At 38.5% G+C, this 20,542-nt stretch carries 18 protein-coding genes; 3 read left to right on the plus strand and 15 right to left on the minus strand.

Translation table 11 applies throughout. The features are described from left to right. The first annotated feature begins 132 nt into the window (after window positions 1–132). Window positions 133–834, plus strand: coding sequence for a metal-dependent hydrolase (locus J8L70_RS10530; protein ID WP_211055543.1), 702 nt, complete (start codon window positions 133–135; stop codon window positions 832–834). A gap of 343 nt (window positions 835–1,177) precedes the next feature. After that, window positions 1,178–1,780, plus strand: coding sequence for a thiamine biosynthesis protein ThiC (locus tag J8L70_RS10535; RefSeq protein WP_211055544.1), 603 nt, complete (start codon window positions 1,178–1,180; stop codon window positions 1,778–1,780). 440 nt (window positions 1,781–2,220) lie between these two features. On the opposite strand, the gene J8L70_RS10540 is transcribed toward J8L70_RS10535, so the two are convergent. The 9 genes from J8L70_RS10540 to J8L70_RS10580 form a co-directional block, all read right to left on the minus strand. After that, a complete protein-coding gene (locus J8L70_RS10540; RefSeq protein ID WP_211055545.1) occupies window positions 2,221–3,027 on the minus strand; it encodes an alpha/beta hydrolase in 807 nt (268 codons plus the stop codon). Between the two features lie 507 nt (window positions 3,028–3,534). Beyond that, window positions 3,535–4,200, minus strand: a complete 666-nt coding sequence (locus J8L70_RS10545; protein WP_211055546.1) for a hypothetical protein — start codon at window positions 4,198–4,200, stop codon at window positions 3,535–3,537. A gap of 117 nt (window positions 4,201–4,317) precedes the next feature. After that, window positions 4,318–4,815, minus strand: coding sequence for a hypothetical protein (locus J8L70_RS10550; protein WP_211055547.1), 498 nt, complete (start codon window positions 4,813–4,815; stop codon window positions 4,318–4,320). A gap of 207 nt (window positions 4,816–5,022) precedes the next feature. Next, on the minus strand, window positions 5,023–5,496 hold the full coding sequence (locus J8L70_RS10555; RefSeq protein WP_211055548.1) for a hypothetical protein: 474 nt from the start codon (window positions 5,494–5,496) through the stop codon (window positions 5,023–5,025). After that, window positions 5,493–5,729, minus strand: a complete 237-nt coding sequence (locus J8L70_RS10560; RefSeq protein ID WP_211055549.1) for a hypothetical protein — start codon at window positions 5,727–5,729, stop codon at window positions 5,493–5,495. Before J8L70_RS10560 ends, J8L70_RS10555 begins: the two co-directional genes overlap by 4 nt. A gap of 109 nt (window positions 5,730–5,838) precedes the next feature. After that, on the minus strand, window positions 5,839–6,855 hold the full coding sequence (locus tag J8L70_RS10565; RefSeq protein ID WP_211055550.1) for a ParA family protein: 1,017 nt from the start codon (window positions 6,853–6,855) through the stop codon (window positions 5,839–5,841). Window positions 6,856–7,082: 227 nt separating this feature from the next. Next, on the minus strand, window positions 7,083–7,481 hold the full coding sequence (locus J8L70_RS10570; RefSeq protein ID WP_211055551.1) for a hypothetical protein: 399 nt from the start codon (window positions 7,479–7,481) through the stop codon (window positions 7,083–7,085). 143 nt (window positions 7,482–7,624) lie between these two features. Then, window positions 7,625–8,173, minus strand: coding sequence for a hypothetical protein (locus J8L70_RS10575; protein ID WP_211055552.1), 549 nt, complete (start codon window positions 8,171–8,173; stop codon window positions 7,625–7,627). A 119-nt stretch (window positions 8,174–8,292) separates the two neighbouring features. Beyond that, window positions 8,293–8,595, minus strand: a complete 303-nt coding sequence (locus J8L70_RS10580; RefSeq protein WP_211055553.1) for a hypothetical protein — start codon at window positions 8,593–8,595, stop codon at window positions 8,293–8,295. Between the two features lie 252 nt (window positions 8,596–8,847). Here J8L70_RS10580 and J8L70_RS10585 point away from each other — a divergent pair, with 252 nt between their 5' ends. Beyond that, on the plus strand, window positions 8,848–9,771 hold the full coding sequence (locus J8L70_RS10585; protein WP_211055554.1) for an integron integrase: 924 nt from the start codon (window positions 8,848–8,850) through the stop codon (window positions 9,769–9,771). 352 nt (window positions 9,772–10,123) lie between these two features. Here the strand turns inward: J8L70_RS10585 and J8L70_RS10590 are convergent, their stop codons facing one another. From J8L70_RS10590 to J8L70_RS10615, 6 genes are all read right to left on the minus strand, one after another. Then, window positions 10,124–12,379, minus strand: coding sequence for an acyl-CoA dehydrogenase (locus J8L70_RS10590; protein ID WP_211055555.1), 2,256 nt, complete (start codon window positions 12,377–12,379; stop codon window positions 10,124–10,126). Between the two features lie 709 nt (window positions 12,380–13,088). Beyond that, window positions 13,089–13,544: a DUF4468 domain-containing protein gene (locus tag J8L70_RS10595; RefSeq protein WP_211055556.1), complete on the minus strand. Its 456-nt coding sequence runs from the start codon at window positions 13,542–13,544 to the stop codon at window positions 13,089–13,091. 163 nt (window positions 13,545–13,707) lie between these two features. Next, on the minus strand, window positions 13,708–14,733 hold the full coding sequence (locus J8L70_RS10600; RefSeq protein ID WP_211055557.1) for a zinc-binding dehydrogenase: 1,026 nt from the start codon (window positions 14,731–14,733) through the stop codon (window positions 13,708–13,710). Window positions 14,734–14,741: 8 nt separating this feature from the next. Further along, window positions 14,742–16,154, minus strand: coding sequence for a TolC family protein (locus tag J8L70_RS10605; protein ID WP_211055558.1), 1,413 nt, complete (start codon window positions 16,152–16,154; stop codon window positions 14,742–14,744). After that, a complete protein-coding gene (locus J8L70_RS10610) occupies window positions 16,147–19,299 on the minus strand; it encodes a multidrug efflux RND transporter permease subunit (RefSeq protein ID WP_211055559.1) in 3,153 nt (1,050 codons plus the stop codon). The genes J8L70_RS10605 and J8L70_RS10610 overlap by 8 nt, the downstream gene beginning before the upstream one ends. Window positions 19,300–19,309: 10 nt before the next feature. Then, the gene (locus tag J8L70_RS10615) at window positions 19,310–20,479 is read right to left on the minus strand and encodes an efflux RND transporter periplasmic adaptor subunit (protein ID WP_211055560.1); all 1,170 of its coding nucleotides are present in this window, start codon (window positions 20,477–20,479) and stop codon (window positions 19,310–19,312) included. Window positions 20,480–20,542: the final 63 nt, after the last annotated feature.

Raw genomic sequence — 20,542 nt, forward strand, 5'->3', positions numbered from 1 at the left:
AATAAAAGCCTAGTACTTAGTTTGCTAAACTACAAAATTTAGGGTGGGTGTCTGATTAACTTTTTAAAGTACATTGAACAATTAAGTTTTTGATTGCTAGAATGCCAACCTATTTTTCTATCAAGAGATACAATGGCAAATTTCAATACTCATCTTAATACTGCCGTCATCGTCACCGGTTTAGGTTCGGCCACTTTATTATCTGCAGGTCATATTGATTTAAGCGGTGCACTTTGGTTATGGTTTTTAGGTTCTATTGGCGGCTTATTACCCGACATAGATTCAGATAACTCTACATCACTCGATGCTATTTTTAACTTATTTGCACTCAGCGCTGTATTACTGGTGCTGCATTACATAACAACCGAGCTATTTATTACAATTAGCTTTGTTGAATTAATAGTAGTGCCGTTATTAGTTTACGGATTTATAAAATACATTATTAGACCCATTTTTGAATGGATCACAGTGCACAGAGGTAGTTGCCACTCTTTACTATTTTTACTGCTATGCGCATTATTAACAACGCAAGTAACATGGAAGCTTAATGACCAATCAACAGCTCAGGCAGCCACTTTTGCCTGGTTAGCGGGCGGGTTTATTTTATTTGGCGGGTTAATTCATTTATTACTGGATGAACTTTACAGTGTCGATTTAAATAATGTCACCATTAAGCGCTCTTTTGGCACGGCGCTAAAAATAGCCGACTTCGATAATAAATTAATTACGTTGGCATCAATAGTTGCCATTGCAGGTTTAATTTATATTGCGCCCCCTACCAAGCAAACAATCATTGCGTTAAGTGACTGGTCTAATTTTAGGTTTTTATCTTAACAAAGTGAGTAATAAGCCATTTCACTACATGCTCAAAATTAATACCCGTTTAGAGGCATACATGGCTTATGCAAAGCGGCTTTGAAAATTTAGAGTGGGTGTCTAGTTAATTTTCTAGTTAATTTGTAATTTTATGAGTTAATTTGGTGTAGTTAATTTATAGCTTGAGCCTGTTTGTTATTAATTAATTATTTTATAGGTTTAAGTGAAATAATTAACTCGCTTTACCTGTCTTATACCTACAACAATAAACGCTATTTAAATACAAAAACTAAGCAGTTTGATACATTTAAATCCGCAACAACTGTTGAAAGCGTCAATTATAAAATCAAAAGAGGTCATAATGGAATTTACACATAAACGCACCACCCTAATTACAGCATCATTATTGTTGCTATTAGCAATATCACAAGGTATTTATTCAGCTCTTTACAGTGCTGAAATTAGCTTTTCAAGGCAGGTTTCTTGGGGGCTAGAAGCACTAATATTTACTTTACTTGTTGCCTTTGCAGGCACCGCTATGGTGCAAGCAAAAAACGCTCAACTAGGTTGGTCGGCTATCGCGTTTAGCGCAGTCCTTAATATAGTGCAGGTAAGTATTGGTCTTACTTTATTTTCAACATTTGGAAAAGTTGCAGGCACAGTAGAAGGCGCACAACCTTTAATTGGTGGTGTGGTTTCGTTGTCATTCATGATTTACTACGCAGCTAAATTATTATTAGGATTAGCAGCCGTTGTTTTTGGCCTGTCTTTTATCGCTAAAGGCGGCAAAGCAATTGGCGGACTTACTGCTCTAGCAGGCGGAGTTGCAGTGTTAGCCACTGGTATTTTAATTACCTTTGGACGTGATGGATTTCTTCCATCAGGAGTTGCTGGCGCTTCAGGCATGATTGCAACGTTACTTTTAGCAATCTGCTTATTTAGTATTAACCGTAAAGCAGACTAATGCTTAATACCTTATTAGTAAGGTAATAAAACTAAAAATATAAACATCGGCGTGCAATACAAATGCTTATTCGCCGATGTTTTACGTTTAAAATTATAGAATTTAATGTGCCAACAACCTTAATTTTCTCAAAGCGGATATGAGGCGCTGCGCTTTTAGGATTTTTTCAAGTTAGAGGTTACATCAAAAATTTTTAACCAATTACTTCTGCTGATGTATGAACTCAAGATGTGACCCGCTTTACCGACCCCACTTACCTCTGATAAAAGCCTACTACTTAGTTTGCTAAACTACAAAATTTAGGGTGGGTGTCTAGTTAATTCCTAGTTAATTCTCTGTAGTACAACTAAAAATGAAACTATAAATTTAATCACAATTCTTCCTTGAGCATATAACGCTTGCAGCAGCGGAGAGCGAAGCGAATCCACTGACTGCGCTTGTTAGTGTTTAATTTTGTCCAATAGTTCTATTATCTCTCGAACAACCATATCTGGTTCGTCGTTCTGTGGGAAATGGTAACTCTTGTTTGTTAATACAGTCTTTCCTTTTGGAAACTCGTTTGCCCATTCAGTATGCAACTCTCCCCACATTTCCCGAGCTTCATCTGTGAAAAAGAGTAATAGAGGGTTTTCATATTTTTTTATTGATGCAATGACTGTTACAGGGATATTCGGTATCTCAGGATAATCGGGAAGTGGTTGTTTAGACCAAAAATCTAGGTATTGGTTAGACATTCCGTTTGTCATGTCGTCCAGTTTCACTTGAGCAATTTCTTTTTCTGCTTTAGCAAGATCAATTCTTCTCATAATATCAACATCATGTTCCGATGCAGGCTCAATTAGCATTAACCCAGAAACCCATTCAGGATAGGTCGCAGCAAAGCGTCTAGCGATGTAAGCGCCATATGAATGGGCCACATAAACCACTGGAGTTTTAATGTTTAAAGCCTCAAGAACTAAACGAGCCTCTTCAGCATACTCTTCAGAGCTATAGTTTTTCATAATTTGCTCTGAGCCACCGTTTCCAATTCGTGAGTAACGAATAACACGAGTCTTCTTGGTAAGACTTTCAAAAATAGGGTTCCAATCAGATAAACCTGCTGAACCTCCAGCTTCCAAGAATACAGTATGTTTGCCATTACCTGTCATCTCGTATTCGACATCATAGCCATTTACCGTAACGTAACTAGACTTGGCAAAAACAACCACTGGAACAAAAAGACTAAAAAGCAACCACGCAGATTTCATTTATTCTCCTTAAAAACTAACGCCGCATTAAGCGGCTGATAATAGTTTGCTTAAATGTGTAGCAAAGCTGAACCGAGCAAACTGTTATCAGTGATCTTCACCGAACTTCTTTTTGGTATTTTCAAAAATGATAAAACCTATCACTGTGCCTATTGGGAATAGAGGCATCATTAGAATACCTGTAATCCGAGAAACTACTCGGGCTAATTCTGACTTGATTTTACAACCATAAGCAATTGAAAAGTGTAGTAGAGGAAAAAACAAAGTTACGATCGGTAAATAGAATTTACCAGCCTCAGTTAAGCTATCCGATGCTCAAAATGTTGGAATGCCAAATAAGATGAAACTAAGAAGTCCCAAAAATATATGCATTTTCATCAAGGCTTTGAAATTTGCCACCTACTTTCCTTGTATACCTAACGCCCCTAATAAACGGCGCAAACTTGCTGGCTATAATGGCGAAGAATGAGCCCAAGCCAGCGAGTTTGCGTCCGGTTGATTGGATTGTTATGCGCCAACTTCGACATAGTGCAGGTGTCCAATCATTTTTGACTTAAGCCTTGGGTTATCTTTTAGTGCTCTTTCCATTTGTGTTTGGCTGAATAGGTTACTACTAAATACTTTTTTATAACCGCCCTGCTCAAACTCTTGGATCCATTGCTCACCTTCTTGAGAGATATGAATTGAAAAGCCACCGAAAAAGCCTTTTGTAATCTTGTGTTCTGTAACGGTGAACTTATTTGGGTCAATATCAATTTGATAACCACTGCTTACAGGAAAACATGTATTAAAAAGGGTTGCAATATTGACTAAAGAATCTTCGAAAATTTGCGAATTAAACCATATTATAAGTTCGCTAAATGAACCAGATTCATTGCTATCAGAAAAGCTAGCCTCAAATCCCAATCTCAATTCTGTATCTCCAGAAAGAGCGTAGTACTTTTCATGGCCTTTTGAATTAAGTTTATTCCTAAAAGCTTTGATGCCTACACTTTGACCTTTTGAAATACCGTATGGACCATGTATCACAAATTCTTTTGGAAGCTCGCCAAACTGATTTTTAAAATACTCTAAAACTAAATCAACTAAATTACTGCGATCGATCTCATACTGATCTTCAGCTATTGAATAGAGTTTTAGAGCCGTCAGATTGAACTTTAGTCTAGAAAACATCTTCAAATTCCATTTGGCGTATAACGCCCGGCACAACGGACAATTTGTAGCGACGAAGGAGCGAAGAATTGTTCCGACTGCTGCCGCTTGTTAGGCATTGATAAAAATTTCATACCACTAAATAGAAGAGACTAGCCATTGCTTTAGAGATGATTCTGCTTCACTGCACTCAGAAAGTTTCAATGGGCGTTTAACCCAAGGTCCTGCCTTTTGAGTCTCTGAATCTACGACCACACAAAATTTTTGATCTTTGTCGAGTCTGATTGTTTTATCTGTCTTGTTGTAAACAAATTTTTGATGAGGGTGATCACTACAATCAAGTAAAGCAAATTCCGACTTTCCTGTTGCGATTAGAACTTGCATGCACTGACCTTCAAAGGCATAAGAACTAATTTTTTTTGTTTCTGCGTTGTATTCAAAACGAACATCATGGCCAGGGTCATTTCTAGGAGTGCCTTTATCCGTTTTTGGCTTACAGGAATGAGTTTGCATTAACTCTGATTGACCCGGGCCATAAGTATCAAGACAAAAACCATACCCATTAGGCTCATCCAGATTTTCATTAAGCGCTATATAGGGAGCCTCTGTCGGTACATTTGGCTCCGCTGCTGACACAAGGCCAACAAAAAGCGTCAATATAGACAAAACTGAAATTTTGAAAGTTGAATAGATCATATATTTTCCTTTAAATAGTAAATGTGATGGTTTAAATATGCCTAACGTCGCGTTAACCGGCGTAGTAATTATGGCGGCTGTTTTGCGTGTTTTTGCAAAACAGGTGACAGCTTTACGGAGTCCGTGTTGAACGCCTTGTTACACGAGCTACATAGTGGGCCAAAATATTTCCTCACATTCCTCACCGCTCTCATTTTCCCATGTTAGCTTAGCTTGATACTTTCTGGGGCTTCCCATATGTATTGCTGCTAAAAGCTTAACTCTTGAATTTGGTTTTATCTCTTGATGAGGAAATTTATCTTGTAAGTCGTGGGACGACAATGGGCTATCTTCGCAATCGATTAGTTCAAAATTGACATTGTAGGCACTACCTTGACCTGTATTGGAAATATAAAAGCTATAATGCTTACCTAGCTTCGTGAGATTTACATTAAATTTTGGTTTTGTTTTATTCGATTTTTCTTCTGCGATGCTTTCAATTTGAAGCCTAGATAGTTCAGCCGTAACCCTTTCTAGCTCTAGTTGCTCTTTAGCTAACTTCCTTGTGCGCATTAACGACACTGTTGAAATTACCGCTGCCAAAGCAGAAATAAGTAAGCTCAAAATTTCAAACTTACTCATTTAAAGCTACCCTTAAATGCTTTTTTAAGCATTTTTTCAATTTCAGCCTTTGCTTCAGGAATGACAACTTCTTTAGCTTGCTCAATGCCTACTTCTTTCAGGTCTGCCAACATAATCTCAAAATTACAGCTATTACACTTCACAAAGTCGTCATCCTTTGGATTGTCTGGCTGCTCAAATTCAGTATGCCCACATTGAGGACACTGAATTGATATATGGTCAGTTTTAATCACGTTATCTCCTTGTATGTGTAACGCCTTGCTAAGCGGAAAATAATGGTTGGCTATAATCGCGAAGCGATGGCCAACTGTTATTTTCCGCTTAGCAACTTGTTATGAGGCTTTATAATAATTTATCTACAACTAAATCAATGGCTTCTAAAGATTGATCTCTATACTCTGGTTTAACTTGAACACGCTGACCACTAATTGTCAGCTTTCCTGTTGGCATAGTGGAAAATGCACAACCTCTTGCAAACGAAACTACGCCAGTAGTTCCGAAATCACGAACACCAACAGTTCCATCATCGGCATTATTAAAAGTAAAGTATTGTGGGTACTGCGCTAATAACCCCCTAACATCATTATCTATGCCAGTCAGTACAGCATGGTAAGCAGAAGCAGCCCCCATATACTGTGTTAACCTATTTTTCATAATAAGATGAATTTTAGGTAAATCACGACCTGCATCATTCAGTTTTTTAGCAAATGTATATTTTGAATACACCTCTGATGGCAATTTCAAACCATAAATTAAAGAAAATGCATTTTGAATTGCTCTTCTTGATGAGTCATCAGCCATAACAGGTAAAGCAACACGGTCAGATGCAGCTAATGCAATTTGTGTATACATAGAAAAACTAGGGTTAGTATCAATAAATACATAGTCGTAATCAACCTGTGATAGAAAGTTTTGCAACCAATCAATAACACCTAACCATGCATTAACGCCAGGAAGGTCAGCATTAGCAAGAGTATTCATAGCAATTGCTTGAAGTTCCAATAGAGGATCACCACAAACAAGATCTATATTTTTAGGTATTTCTGAATTATAAGTTGAAGGCTTAGTAATAAAGTCCCTTGCGTTAAAAACAGGAGGAGTAAAAGGAGAAGGTAAACGAAGATCGAAATATCCACCTATACTACATCTTGGTATTTTTGCTTGACATAACAATAAGTTATCACTGCCACCAGACTCTTGCCCACCTAAAAAGATCTCTGAAAGATTCGCTTGTGGGCACATATCAATTACCAAGACACGTTTTTCAGGGTGAACCTCCGCAAAACGATTTAAAGCCTGAAAAGATAAGCTAGTCTTACCTGTGCCACCTTTGTTATTCCAAATAGAATAAATAATCATAAGTATTTCCTCAAATATTAAAAAACCAACTATACGCGTCCATAAATGACTCGTAAAGGTCTTTTTTAGACGTGAGAATGTCGATTTAGGACTTTTGGCTTGAATGGCAAGCTTAACTCTAATTTAGAACACCAGCCTCATAACGCTTTGCTAAGCGGCTAAAAATGGCTGGCTACAATAGCGAGGAACGAGCACAGCCAGCTGTTTGTGTCCGTTTAAGCAACTTGTTATATATTCAATATCTCAATCACTGGAGGATTATCACTAACTACATTCATACAACCATTTGAAGTGGCTATGAAGTACTCTTTATTTCGGCAAGCGTCGGTAAAAACCATAACACCTTTATGTCTAGGCTCGCCATTCGACCAGCCACCGTTTAATATTCGATAAACATGGTAGCGTGAAGAAAATAATCTTGTTTCCCAGTAATATGAAAGATCAGCTTCATCAAGATATCTATAAGCCATAGACAACTCAAAACTAAGCTTAAGCCTCATATCCTTGCCTAATTCATTTTTTGATTCAATGATTATAAAAAGTCCATTAGCTGAATCGTTTATTGATTCGATATCGCTTTCAAATCTCTCATCAAAATATAGAGGACCTAACTCTTCGACTTCCACAAAACTTTCCTGAATATATAACGCCCGCATAATGGGCGGATTAGCTTGGCTATAATTAGCGAAGAATGAGCGTCAGCCAAGAATGAGCGTCAGCCAAGAATGAGCGTCAGCCAAGCGTAAGACGTCCATTATTAATGCGTTTGTTAGGCATTTTTAACTGATAGGTATTCTTGGTATTGTTCTTCCATCTCTTTTTGTATCCATTCTTCTGTTACACCAAATGTTTCCCATACTTTTAAGTAAATAGTGTCAATTAATCGGTCTGTAACTTGAAATAAATAAATCATATCTTGAAGCTCCTTAAGCATAACGACAATGCCATCACTTGTAGGGTCATAAAAGTGAGTAGCATAATCATAGAAGAAATCATGAGCTAGCCAATTACGTTTTTTCAGTGATAGGTTGAGCCTTTCTTCTATTTTAATGGGGATTTCAATTTTAGATTTAATTTGATTTAATAGCCTACCAAAGGTTTGCTTGTTTAAGTGATCATATATATCTGACCATTCTTGTTCTGTTAATGCCGATTCATCAAGTAATCGGTATGCCATAGCAAAGTTGACCATACCTTTTTCTAAGCATTGACCTGTATAGGAAGCTAAGCCATAAAATGCAAATACCTCTTTTTGATCTTTATCTTCAATGGGAGGTATTGGGTTTATATCTTCTATTTCGATATTTTCAACGAGCATAATTGACTCACTAAATGCCTAACGCCCCAATAAGGGGCTAAAAATTGTTTGCTAAAATGTGAAGCGAAGCGAAACCGAGCAAACTGTTTTTAGTCCCGCTTGATTGGCTTGTTATACGTTTATTTTGCCAATCTTTGTTCTGTTAGGTTTAATCGTTTATGAGAACTATACACGTGCTGTTTCTCAATACCGTTGATTAGGAATGCATCCATTTCAACAGACATTAGAGCTGACATAGGAAAAATTTCTAAAATACCATACTCTCCTAGATTTGCAGAGAGTAGCGCACTTTTGCCACTAGCCAAAAAAGTTGAATCTTGATCACGACATTCACCATCGATATACAATTTTGCTCCACGAGACCATGAATTAACTATTTTTACTTTATGATCTTTAACTGTGAATTCAAAATCTTTTCTCATTTTTAAACTCCATTTTAGAAAAACGTATAACATCTTATTGAACACCATTTTGGTGGTTTATAACACCCCAAAACGGCGTATATTACATTGCTCAATAATTCCACTAAATAACTTCAATGTAAACAATCAATTGCGTCTATTGTAAAATTATTGTCGTTAAAGTACACCAAAACGACTTTTAATAATGTTATTGGACAAAGTTAAAAATACTGTCTATATATACAGCATTCTTATTAAAATTGAATATCATTTATGAAATCTCTCTTTCTGAGCATGATTAAAGACTATATGTATAGTAAGCGGTATGCAAAGCGCACTATTGAAGCTTATCTCTTTTGGATAGCTGGCTATATCCGCTTTAATAATATGCAACACCCAAGCTCTATGGGCGACACTCAAGTAGAATTATATTTAAATCATTTAGTAAACTCAAAAAATGCAGCACAAGGCACACAAGCCCAGGCATTGAATGCGCTAAGTTTCCTATATAAAGAAATAATAAAGAAGCCTCTCTCTTTATCATTAAACTTTGTAAAAAGTGAACGCCCAAGAAAACTACCCGTTGTGCTTACTCAAACAGAGGTGTCAACACTATTTAAACACTGTGTAGCAAAGCATTATTTAGCGTGTGCACTGCTATATGGCAGCGGTATGCGACTAATGGAGGTACTGCGTTTACGGGTACAGGATATAGACTTTGACTACAGCTGCATTCGAATTTGGGATGGCAAAGGCGGTAAAAACCGTGTTGTGACATTAGCTGAAGAGTTGACCCCGCAATTACGAACTCAAATACAATTAGTAAATGGTTATTTACAGCTAGATCTTAAAAACCCTTTATACTGCGGTGTTTATATGCCGCATTTGTTACGTAAAAAGTACCCAAATCATAACAAACAACTCGGTTGGCAATATTTATTTCCATCTTACAAGCTCAGCATTGACCCACAGAGTAAACAGTTACGGCGTCATCATATTGATGAAAAGCAATTACAACGCGCTGTAAAAAAAGCCGCTTTTGATGCACACATTAATAAACACGTTACTCCACATACTTTGCGCCACTCTTTCGCTACGCACTTACTGCAAAGCGGTGCTGATATTCGCACAGTACAAGCACAATTAGGTCATAGCGACGTACGTACAACGCAAATAATACCCGCTGTATTGAATTAGTGAGCAATTATAGCGATAGATAAATAGCTCAATAACAAGGCAAAAACTTGGTTATATAGTTTATCTATATGAGAAGTTTTTAACGCAGTTAATGAGTTATTTAGAACGCTAAAATGTTCAACGTTTTAATTCAGTGGGTATCCTACTCATGTCTTGCAACAAGGTGCTAATGGGGTGGTTAGCCCTTTTTCAAGATTATAACTATCCTTTATTAACCCTTACACATACCTATTTTCATAGATCCCTATCGCCATTTTTTTGCTTTTAAAATACATAAAAAAAGCCCAACTCGTGTTACCACAAGCTGGGCTTTTTCATTCATTTATTTGCCGCAATACGGCACTATAAAGCTTTACTGGTTAACTACATTTTTCAGTGGGTTAACCGGTTGTGCATTATCGTCTAAAATATTCATATCAAAATCAAACTCATCTACGCGAATCGCTTTTTCACGTTTTTTGTTGTAATCAATTAACTGAATATATTCGTCTTGTGTGATCACACTTGCAGCAAGTGCATTATCAAGTGTTAACGCAAAGCGTACGCCCGGCTTAATTACTTTAGCGCGCAATGCTTTTTTAACTTTAGCCAGCTCGCTAAGTGATGCCATTTTAGCTTTATACGCTTGCTCATTAATATGATGCCCATCACCTTCAATGGGTTTAACTAAATGCGTAATTTGTGCTTTAAATGCGGTATCTAGCTGTGCTTGTTTAGCAAGTTCTCGCACTAAATTATCACTAATTTTTGGCATTTTAGTTGAGTAGTTCATTGTTACAAAACGAATAAACTTACGAGTACCGCTAGCAGGGAAGTTATCTAAAAACTTATGCAGCGCTTGTTCAGCACTTTGCAGTGCAAAACGGGTGGCATAGTGAAAATACGGTGCCGCTTGCTCGCGCTCACTACTTGCTACTTTTTGCTCATAGTATTTAATTGATGCCATGGCTGCGTATAAAAAGCTCATTACATCACCTAAACGGGCTGATAGCATTTCGGCCTGCTTAAGTTTTCCGCCCAATACTAATAACGAAAAGTCAGCATATACCGCTAATTTAGCTGATAATTTATGAACCGCTTTTTCATATTCTCGTACTTCAGGCAGCTCAGAGCTAGCACTGGCTGTAAATGGTAAAACACCTAAACGAAATGCGCGTAAGCTGTTTGCAGTGCTGTAACCGATGGTTTTACGTAAAATACCGTTAAACTCTTTATCTGCGCCTTTATCTTCACTATGAATCGATTCAACCATAGATTGTAAATACGGGTGACAACGCATAACACCTTGACCAAAGATCATCAGGTTACGTGTAAGAATATTTGCGCCTTCTACTGTAATCGCAATAGGTTGTGCAACATAACCACTGGCTAGCGTATTTTGTGGACCATTTTGAATGGCTTTACCCGCTTGAATATCCATTGCAGAATCTAGCACGTCACGACCCAGTTCAGTCATATGGTATTTAGCAATGGCTGTAACTACCGACGGTTTTAAGCCCATGCCTAAGCCTTCAGTGGTTAATACACGCATTGCTTCTTGCAAGTAGGTTTTACCCGCAATATCTGCCAGCTTTTCTTGAATACCTTCAAATTGGCCAATAGCTAAACCAAACTGCTCGCGTACTGCGGCATATTCAGACGCCGACTTTAATGCCACTTGCGAAGTACTTACACCTAAAGCAGGTAATGAAATACCGCGACCAGCACCTAAACAGCTCACTAGCATTTGCCAACCACGACCTATATTTTTCTGGCCACCAATAATAAAGTCCATTGGTACAAATACTTTTTCTCCACGTGTTGTTCCGTTGTAAAAACGAATACCCATAGGGTCATGACGATTGCCTAATTGTACACCTGGGTGCTCTTTAGGGATCAGCGCACAGGTAATACCTAAGTTTTCTTTACCACCGAGTAAACCATCAGGGTCAACCACTTTAAACGCTAAACCAAGTACTGTGGCAATAGGTGCAAGCGTAATGTAGCGTTTGTCCCAAGTGATCTCTAAACCTAGCACTTCTTCGCCGTTATACATGCCTTTTGTAACAGTACCAATATCTGGAATACCGCCTGCATCAGAACCCGCTTCAGGACTTGTTAAAGCAAAACATGGAATGTCTCTACCATTGGCTAAACGCGGTAAATAATGCGCTTGTTGTTCTTGTGTACCAAAGTGCAGTAGTAACTCTCCTGGGCCTAATGAGTTAGGTACCATTACCGTCACTGCAACAGCCGAACTCTTGGTTGCTATTGTCGCTACAATGGTTGAATTAGCGTAAGGGCTAAACTCTAAACCACCAAATGATTTAGGGATTATAAGTGAGAAAAAACGTTCTTTTTTCAAAAATTCTAATATGTCATCGGGTAGATGAATGCCGTTTTGAATAACAGAATCATCAATCATCCCTAGCAGCTGCTGTACCGGGCCATCTAAAAATGCTTGCTCATCAGCGCTTAACGTTGCAGCAGGTACATCACGCAATGCGTTAAAGTCGGGCTTACCTTGATAAATTGACCCTTCAAGCCATACATCACCGGCATCCAGTGCTTCTTGTTCAGTAATTGAAATACTCGGTAATACTTTTTTTAATTTTGTGCGTAAACTCATGTTGAACTCATCCGACCAGATAATAATAGCTCTATTACGTCATAAAAAACGCATTAGATCAATTACCCTAACCAATATATTTATACTTTTTTAAAAACTTGCCACCTTACCTGTACGTAAACTGTTGAAAACAAATAGTTTACACTTGTACGCTGAAATTATATTTTTTGTACTTTATTTGCCTTCATTTATAAAAATGTCTTATTAACCCACAAAGTTAACTAAAAAATACATTGATGCGGTTTAAAATATTTTTCGTAAATCAAAAATAAAAGCTAAAAACACACCGAAAATTCAACATAAGTTTACTTAAAATTATATTAAAACAGCTGTTTATAAAAATTGAGAGTTGAATACTGAAAATAAGAACTATTTTCATTTAAGTATTGACATCAAATTAAATCTAATTGACAATCAATATCAACAAGGCGATAAGTTTACTTGTTAAGTTATAAATTTGTTCTTGCCCTGGAGCAACGTGTAGCGCACGAAAACAGCTACAGAAATAATACATCTATATGGTGAGTATTATTTCTACCCTACTCATTTACTTGCTACATTGCTCATATCGGTGACGGTTGATATGACACAAAAAGCCCTTACGGGCTTTTTTTATGCGTAAAATTTATAAATGCCGCGCACTATAAGGCGCTTTATTTAAGGGGTTGTTTTATAAACTAAAAAATATCGGCTTATCTTTTAGTTTTTTCTACCAGTCATCCGCCTCTGTACTGAGTTTAATCGTGTTAAAATACGACTCTATAACCAGATCTAACTTACGTTTAATCTTCTTTTTTAAATAGCTAGGATCGGAAACACCGTTTAAACCGCTATGAGGCGCTAAATTACTCAGCTTTATTCTTGCTTTATCTTCTTTTACATCTATTTGAATAGTATAAGAGTAATAATCTATCCTCATCCCTAAATTACTCGAAATTTGTACAATACCTCTACCTATTATTCTACCTCTTTGGGGGTCTTTGACTTCAATTACCGATTTTGAATCATTATAATGCTTAGCGGCCCAATCTAAAGACTTGTTGAACAAAACACTTTTTGAGCCAGTTTGCACTCGTTTTACTTCGGTATTAAATATAGATGTATCAGAGGTTGATGAACAACCAAGTAAAAAAGATAACAGTACTATTGCATAAAAATTTTTCATATTTATCCCTAAATTTAAATTTCCGTACATAAGAGTAACAAGCCCTTTCGGTAATATAAAGATATCAAGTTAAAATATTTTATTAACCATAATTTACTAACCAATCATCTAAACTGGTTATAAATGTACTTTTTTAGTGTTTAATTAAAGTTTATTTAACGGTTTAAGGAGCTATTTTAACCACGTGTTTGCCGGTAATACTGCCTGTTAATTGTGCTGTTAAGGCATCAGATACGGCGCGTGCATTAAATGCAACTTCAACAATTTTAGGGTGTTTAATATCACCGGTTACCGCACCTTCAAGGAGTAAATTTCCCATAAAGCTTAGTCGTTGTTGCGCACACAAACTATTTGCAAGCCAAGCACCGCCAAGCGATACAATACAAATAGTGGGAGATTTTCTAAACATCAGTTCAGAGTCTAAATGTGGCAATGTATTTAAGCAGGCAATTCGGCCACAAAAACGCATTAGCTCTATATTTCGTGTGGTAGATTCGCCGCCCACCGTATCAATAACCGCATCAAACCCTTGCGGGCCTAGCTGGCGTTTAATTTTTTCGATTAACTGTTTATCGTTATAATCGAATACCGCGTCGGCGCCTAAGTTTTTCACTAATTTGTGATTATGTTTTGATGCTGTCGTAAATACATCTACACCACGTTGTTTAGCATATTGAATGGCAAACTGCCCTACTGCACCGCTGCCTCCATCAATAAAAATGGTATCGCCTTCGCTTACTTCAAGCTTATCTAACGATACTAATGCCGCCATGCCTGAACAAGGTAACGTCGCTGCAATCGACGAGCACAGCTCATCGGGCACTACCGATACGGCAAAATTAGGAACACAGCTGTATTCGCTTAACGTCCCTTCGCCACCTAAGTTTGCATGCCACATAACCCGCGTACCAACCCCTGGAAACACACCTTTATTGGCTTTAACAACAACGCCTACGGCATCAAGCCCTAAAATATGTGGGTATTGCCATTTACAAAAGCCTGATTGTGCAAAATGCGCATCGTTAGGATTTAAACCTACATATTCAACTTTCACCAATAGCTCATTATCATTACAAGTTGGAATGGGTAATATGCTATCGGTTGTGGCTAATTGTGTATTAGGTTCGTTTAATACAACTGCACGCATAGTGTTAGGAATATTAAAATGTGTTTTTTCAGTACTTGGCATTAAAAACTCTACTTAGTTGTTTCGCTTAGTGCGTAACTCCATTGCCCATTAAATGCTTGATATGCATTTACTTTAGCAAGCAATGACGAAATAGTGGTGTCGACTGCATTTTCTTGTGCTATTAAAACATCCTGTCGCGCATCTAACAACTCTAAGTAAGGTATTTGTCCTTCTTCGTACATTGCTTGTGCTTGTAAAAATGCTTTATTTGCAAAGTTAAAACGCTGCTCGGCAAATTGCTTTTGTTGCTGCTGATTGACTAACATTTGTAATGATAATTCACTGTCGTTTACTGCACTTAACACAACATTTTGATAATCACTATATGCCGCCTCACTCAACAACTGTTGAGCATCGCGCTGTTTTAATAACGCAGGATAGCTTAATAACGACCAAGAAATTTGGGGCGCTAACTGCCACTGCTTTTGCGTATTGTTTAATCCCGTACTGTCAATACTCACAACACCGGCAAAGGCCGATAAACTTACATCAGGTAGTAATGCTTTGCTTGCTGCAACACTTAGGCTATTTGCTTGGCTAAAGTTATATAACGCACGGCTAATATCGGGGCGAAGTGCTATGGCATTGTTCGCATTTTTTAACGCAACAGTAAACGGCTGTTTCAGTACACCTTGTTCATTTTCAATACTAATTTGTTGCGTTAGTTTGCCACTAAGTACCGCTAAAGCTGACAAATCACGGTATTTTGCATATTCAATAGCTGGCATTAATGCTTGCTGTTGCTTAAGTTGCGCCATTGTTCGATTTAAGTCGAGCTCGTTTGCGACCCCCTCGTCAACGCGCGCTTGCAGCACATCAATACTTTGCTCTAATGCTTGGATTTGCATGGCTACAATGTGTTGTTTTTCAACATTACCTTGATAGCTCACAAACCCTTTTACTACCGCAGAAACCACGTTGATTTGTAATAAACGTACCTGTTCGGCTTGGCTCATGGCTGATGCGTGCGCAGCATCAACCAAGGCCGTAATACGACCAAATAAATCAAGCTGCCAATCAAAACCAATATTAGCACTTGATTGACTGTCATAAACACTGGGCACATCACTACGTTTTGCACTAACAGCAATGTTTCCTTGCGGTAGGTACTGTGCTTTTTGCTCACCTAAACGTGCCAATGCACTTTTAAGTGTTAGCTGGCTTGTTTGCAAATCGTAGTTGTTAGCTAATGCATTATTTACTAATTCATTTAGCTGTGTAGATTGAAGTTGCTGCCACCAATTAACCTCGTCAGCTAACGCCACCTGAGCAGTAATATTGGCATTTTCAACAAACCGCTGTATTGATGCTTGTTCGTTATTAATATCTATTTTGCTAGCACAACCCGATAACACCGAGGCCACTAATACTGCGCTTAAACTTAAACGCGTTTTAATACTATAAGATATAAACTTACGCATTAGTTTGCTCCTGTGTTTTGGCTTTTTTATTTGCCACTATAATATAAAAAACGGGGGTAAATAATAAACCAAATACGGTTACGCCTATCATACCTGAGAACACGGCATTCCCCATTGCGTGGCGCATTTCTGAGCCAGCACCAGTGGCAAGAACTAACGGTATAACACCAGCAGTAAATGCTATCGAGGTCATGAGTATTGGGCGTAAACGCATTCTACAGGCAGCTAATATGGCATCGAAATGGGATAATCCGGTTTCGTTTTGATCTTTAGCAAATTCAACCATTAATATGGCGTTTTTAGACGCTAATGCCACCAGCACAATTAACGCTATTTGCGTAAATATGTTGTTATCTGACCCAACAAACCACACACCTAGTAATGCCGAAAATATAGTCATAGGTACGATTAATATTATTGCCAGTGGTAACCGTAAGCTTTCGTATTGCGCTGCAAGTACCATAAATACTAGCAATACAACTAATGGGAAAACATAAACCATGGTATTCCCTGCTAAAACTTGCTGATAGGTTACCTCGGTCCATTCGTACTCAATACCTGTTGGTAAGGTGTTAGCGAGCACTTTTTCTATTGCAGCTTGTGCCTGATCAGAGCTAAACCCAGGCGCTGGGCTGCCATTAAGTTCAGCGCTAGGGTAACCGTTATAATGCATTACTCTATCGGGGCCAATGGTAGGTGTTACTGTAAGCACAGACCCTAATGGCACCATGTTACCCATACGATTGCGTACTTTTAAATTAAGGATTTGATCAGGGTCAACGCGATAATCAGCATCGGCTTGGGCATTTACTTGGTAAGTACGACCGAACATATTAAAGTCGTTTACATATACTGACCCTAAATATATTTGTAGGGCATCAAATACTTCATTCAGCGGTATGCCTTGTACCAGTGCTTGTTCGCGGTCAATATCAATATCCATTTGCGGTACTTGAATACGAAAACTTGAGTAAAGTCCCATTAAGGCAGGATCTTTACGAGCTTCGCCTATCACCGCTTGTAAGCTATTAAACAGCGCTTCAAAGCCTTTATTTGCTCTATCTTCAATTTGTAATTTAAATCCGCCAGTTGTCCCTAACCCCTGTATTGGTGGTGGCGGGAATACGGCAACAAATGCTTCATCAATTGCAGCAAAACGTTTGTTTAGCTGTGCAGCAATGGCCATAGCCGATTGGCTTGCATCAGTACGCTCATCAAAGCTTTTTAATGGGGTAAATAAAATACCGCTATTAGGGCTATTGGTAAAACCATTTACCGACAGTCCTGGGAATGCCACGGTATGCGCAACACCCGGCACTTCTAATGCAATTTTTTGCATTTGCGTTAATACATCTTCGGTTCTTTCTAGGCTGGCAGCATCGGGTAATTGGGCAATAGAAATTAAGTATTGCTTATCTTGCGACGGAATAAACCCACCAGGTACTGAGTCAAATAATTTAATTGTGCCACCTAACAACGCGACATAAACAACCATTACAATGACACCCATACGCATTAGTTTTTGTACAAACTTTTCGTAACCTTTCGCACCACGGTCAAATACACGGTTAAATGGAGTGAATAACCAACGTCCAAATAATTTATTTAATAAACGTGTAAAGGCATCGGGTTTTGCATCGTGCGATTTAAGTAAAATTGCTGATAATGCAGGCGATAAGGTGAGTGAATTAAACGCAGAAATAACGGTAGAAATTGTAATTGTTAACGCAAACTGCTTATAAAACTGCCCCGATAAACCCGTAATAAAGGCTGTGGGTATAAATACCGCACACAATACTAAGGCAATCGCAATGATCGGGCCGGTTACTTCACTCATTGCAACGCGGGTTGCTTCAAGCGGAGATAAACCTTGCTCTATATTTCGCTCAACGTTTTCAACCACAACAATGGCATCATCTACAACAATACCGATGGCCAATACTAAACCAAATAACGAAAGTGTATTAATTGACACACCAAGCCACTGCATAACAGCAAAGGTACCAATTAACGAAATAGGTACAGCAATTAATGGGATGATAGACGCACGCCATGTTTGTAAAAATACAATAACAACAATAACAACTAACACAATGGCTTCAAGCAAGGTGGCAATTACTGCATCAATCGAACCACGTACAAACACGGTTGGGTCGTACACAATGTCGTACTCTACCCCACTTGGAAAATCTTTTGATAAACGCGCCATGGTTTCGCGTACTTGATCAGATAACTCAATCGCATTTGAGCCTGGGCGCTGAAATATAGGCATAGCCAATGCAGGTTGATTATCGAGCTCTGCACGTAAAGAGTAGCTATCTTGACCTAAATCGACCCGAGCGATATCTGATAAGCGAGTTAATTGCCCTTGCTCACCGACTTTAATAATGACTTGTTCAAATTCTTCGACACTGTTTAAGCGCCCTTTTACATTTAATAGGATTTGAAATTGGCTGTCGTTTGAAACCGGCTGCGCCCCTAAACTACCCGCAGCCACTTGTTGATTTTGTGCACGCAGTGCTGCAATTACATCAGTGGCAGTCAGCTCTCGTGCTGCAAGTGCATCGGGGTTTAACCACACACGCATAGCGTATTTACCGCCACCAAATAAGCGGATATCACCTACACCAGGTAAACGGGCAATTTCATCTTTAATATTAATATCGGCATAGTTAGATAAGTACGCCGTATCATGGGTTTTTTCTGGAGAATATATGTGTACAACCATGGTTAAATCGGGTGACGACTTTTCGGCCACAACCCCTAAACGTTGTACTTCTTCTGGTAAACGTGGCAAAGCACTGTTAACACGGTTTTGTACTTGTACTTGGGCGCGATCTAAATCGGTACCCAATGCAAATGTTACCGTTAGTGTCATACGGCCATCACTGGTTGCTTGAGAAAACATATATAACATGTTTTCTGTGCCATTAATTTCTTGCTCTAATGGCGTTGCAACGGTTTGTGCTATAACGGTTGGGTTAGCGCCTGGGTAACTTGCCGTTACCACCACCGTAGGTGGAACAACTTCAGGGTATTCACTTACCGGTAATTGAAATAGCGAAATACCACCAGCAATTAAAATAACCAATGACAGCATGGCTGCAAAAATCGGTCGCTGAATAAAAAAGTGTGAAAATTTCATCAATAAAACCTTATTGTTTAGCCATTAATTGTGTGCGGTCGTTATCTAGTGTAAAAACAACATCGGTACTATCAATCGTGACTGTATTGGGTTTTATTGGCATACCTGGGCCTACTCGTGCCGGACCATTAACAGCAATCACATCATTTTGCGATAAACCATGTGTAATAGCACGTAACGACCCATAACGCTCACCAACCTCAACTAAGGTGTATTGCAATACGTTGTTTTCGCCCACAGTTAATACAAAACGATTTTTTAAATCAGTGCCTATTGCTCTGTCTGGGATAATAATTTGTTCATTTGCAGCATTGGCAGCAAGTTTAATACGAGCAAATGAGCCCGCACGCAGTTGGTCGCTGTCTTGATCAAATATCGCACGCACACGTAACGTCCCCGTGGCCGTATTAATTTGGTTATCGATAAAGTTAATGTAGCCTGAGTAAGCAAATTCTTTTTGCCCCACTTTTTGCATCACTACGGGTTGTTTAGTGCTGGCTGTTACATCGTTAAATGCACTATTCCACGTGCGTTCATCTACATCAAAGTATGCGTACATAGCTTGGTTTGAAACAATCGACGTTAAAACACTTTGTCCTGCTAAAACATTATTACCTTTTGTAATGTTTGCACGAGAAATAACCCCATCAATGGGTGATACAATAGCAGTAAACTCTAAATCAAGCTTAGCTGACACTAATTGTGCTTGAAGCGCTGCTAACTGGGCTTCACGCTGACGTAATACCGAGGTACGAGCTTGTGCTTGTTCGGTTGAAATCGCTTTACGTTCGGTTAATCTTTTTGCTCTTTGGGCTTCACTTTGTGCTTGCTCTAATGCCGCTTGTGCACTTTCAATTTGTGCATTTAGACTGGCTACTACAGCAGCAAAGGGACGGTCATCTAATTTAAAAAGTAAATCGCCTTTTTTTACTGCGTCGCCCTCTTTAAACGCAATGCTCTCTACAACACCCGAAACACGTGGCATTAAAGATACTTCTTCAGGCGCTTCTAAACGGGTAGTATAAGTATGCCAACTTTGTACTGGCTTAACTAATACTTTAGCAACATCAATAGGTTGTAATTGTTGGGCGGGGGCTGTTTGAGCACTACTTTGCTCATCGCAACCAACTAAAGATAACGATACAGCAGCAAATGCTACCGCTATTAAATGTTTTTTCATGACGACGCTCCTAATTTATATGCGCCTTATACTACGGTGTTAACATGTTGACAAAAAGCATAG

Origin of the sequence: Pseudoalteromonas sp. MMG010 (genome assembly GCF_018100905.1) — a bacterium.
Lineage (GTDB): Bacteria > Pseudomonadota > Gammaproteobacteria > Enterobacterales > Alteromonadaceae > Pseudoalteromonas.

Coding starts and splice junctions, on each gene's coding strand:
- J8L70_RS10590 (WP_211055555.1), bottom strand. CDS start 12,379: ATGAGTTTACGCACAAAATTAAAAAAAGTATTACCGAGTATTTCAATT.
- J8L70_RS10555 (WP_211055548.1), bottom strand. CDS start 5,496: ATGAGTAAGTTTGAAATTTTGAGCTTACTTATTTCTGCTTTGGCAGCG.
- J8L70_RS10530 (WP_211055543.1), top strand. CDS start 133: ATGGCAAATTTCAATACTCATCTTAATACTGCCGTCATCGTCACCGGT.
- J8L70_RS10585 (WP_211055554.1), top strand. CDS start 8,848: ATGAAATCTCTCTTTCTGAGCATGATTAAAGACTATATGTATAGTAAG.
- J8L70_RS10575 (WP_211055552.1), bottom strand. CDS start 8,173: ATGCTCGTTGAAAATATCGAAATAGAAGATATAAACCCAATACCTCCC.
- J8L70_RS10605 (WP_211055558.1), bottom strand. CDS start 16,154: ATGCGTAAGTTTATATCTTATAGTATTAAAACGCGTTTAAGTTTAAGC.
- J8L70_RS10595 (WP_211055556.1), bottom strand. CDS start 13,544: ATGAAAAATTTTTATGCAATAGTACTGTTATCTTTTTTACTTGGTTGT.
- J8L70_RS10540 (WP_211055545.1), bottom strand. CDS start 3,027: ATGAAATCTGCGTGGTTGCTTTTTAGTCTTTTTGTTCCAGTGGTTGTT.
- J8L70_RS10545 (WP_211055546.1), bottom strand. CDS start 4,200: ATGTTTTCTAGACTAAAGTTCAATCTGACGGCTCTAAAACTCTATTCA.
- J8L70_RS10615 (WP_211055560.1), bottom strand. CDS start 20,479: ATGAAAAAACATTTAATAGCGGTAGCATTTGCTGCTGTATCGTTATCT.
- J8L70_RS10565 (WP_211055550.1), bottom strand. CDS start 6,855: ATGATTATTTATTCTATTTGGAATAACAAAGGTGGCACAGGTAAGACT.
- J8L70_RS10610 (WP_211055559.1), bottom strand. CDS start 19,299: ATGAAATTTTCACACTTTTTTATTCAGCGACCGATTTTTGCAGCCATG.
- J8L70_RS10535 (WP_211055544.1), top strand. CDS start 1,178: ATGGAATTTACACATAAACGCACCACCCTAATTACAGCATCATTATTG.
- J8L70_RS10600 (WP_211055557.1), bottom strand. CDS start 14,733: ATGCCAAGTACTGAAAAAACACATTTTAATATTCCTAACACTATGCGT.
- J8L70_RS10580 (WP_211055553.1), bottom strand. CDS start 8,595: ATGAGAAAAGATTTTGAATTCACAGTTAAAGATCATAAAGTAAAAATA.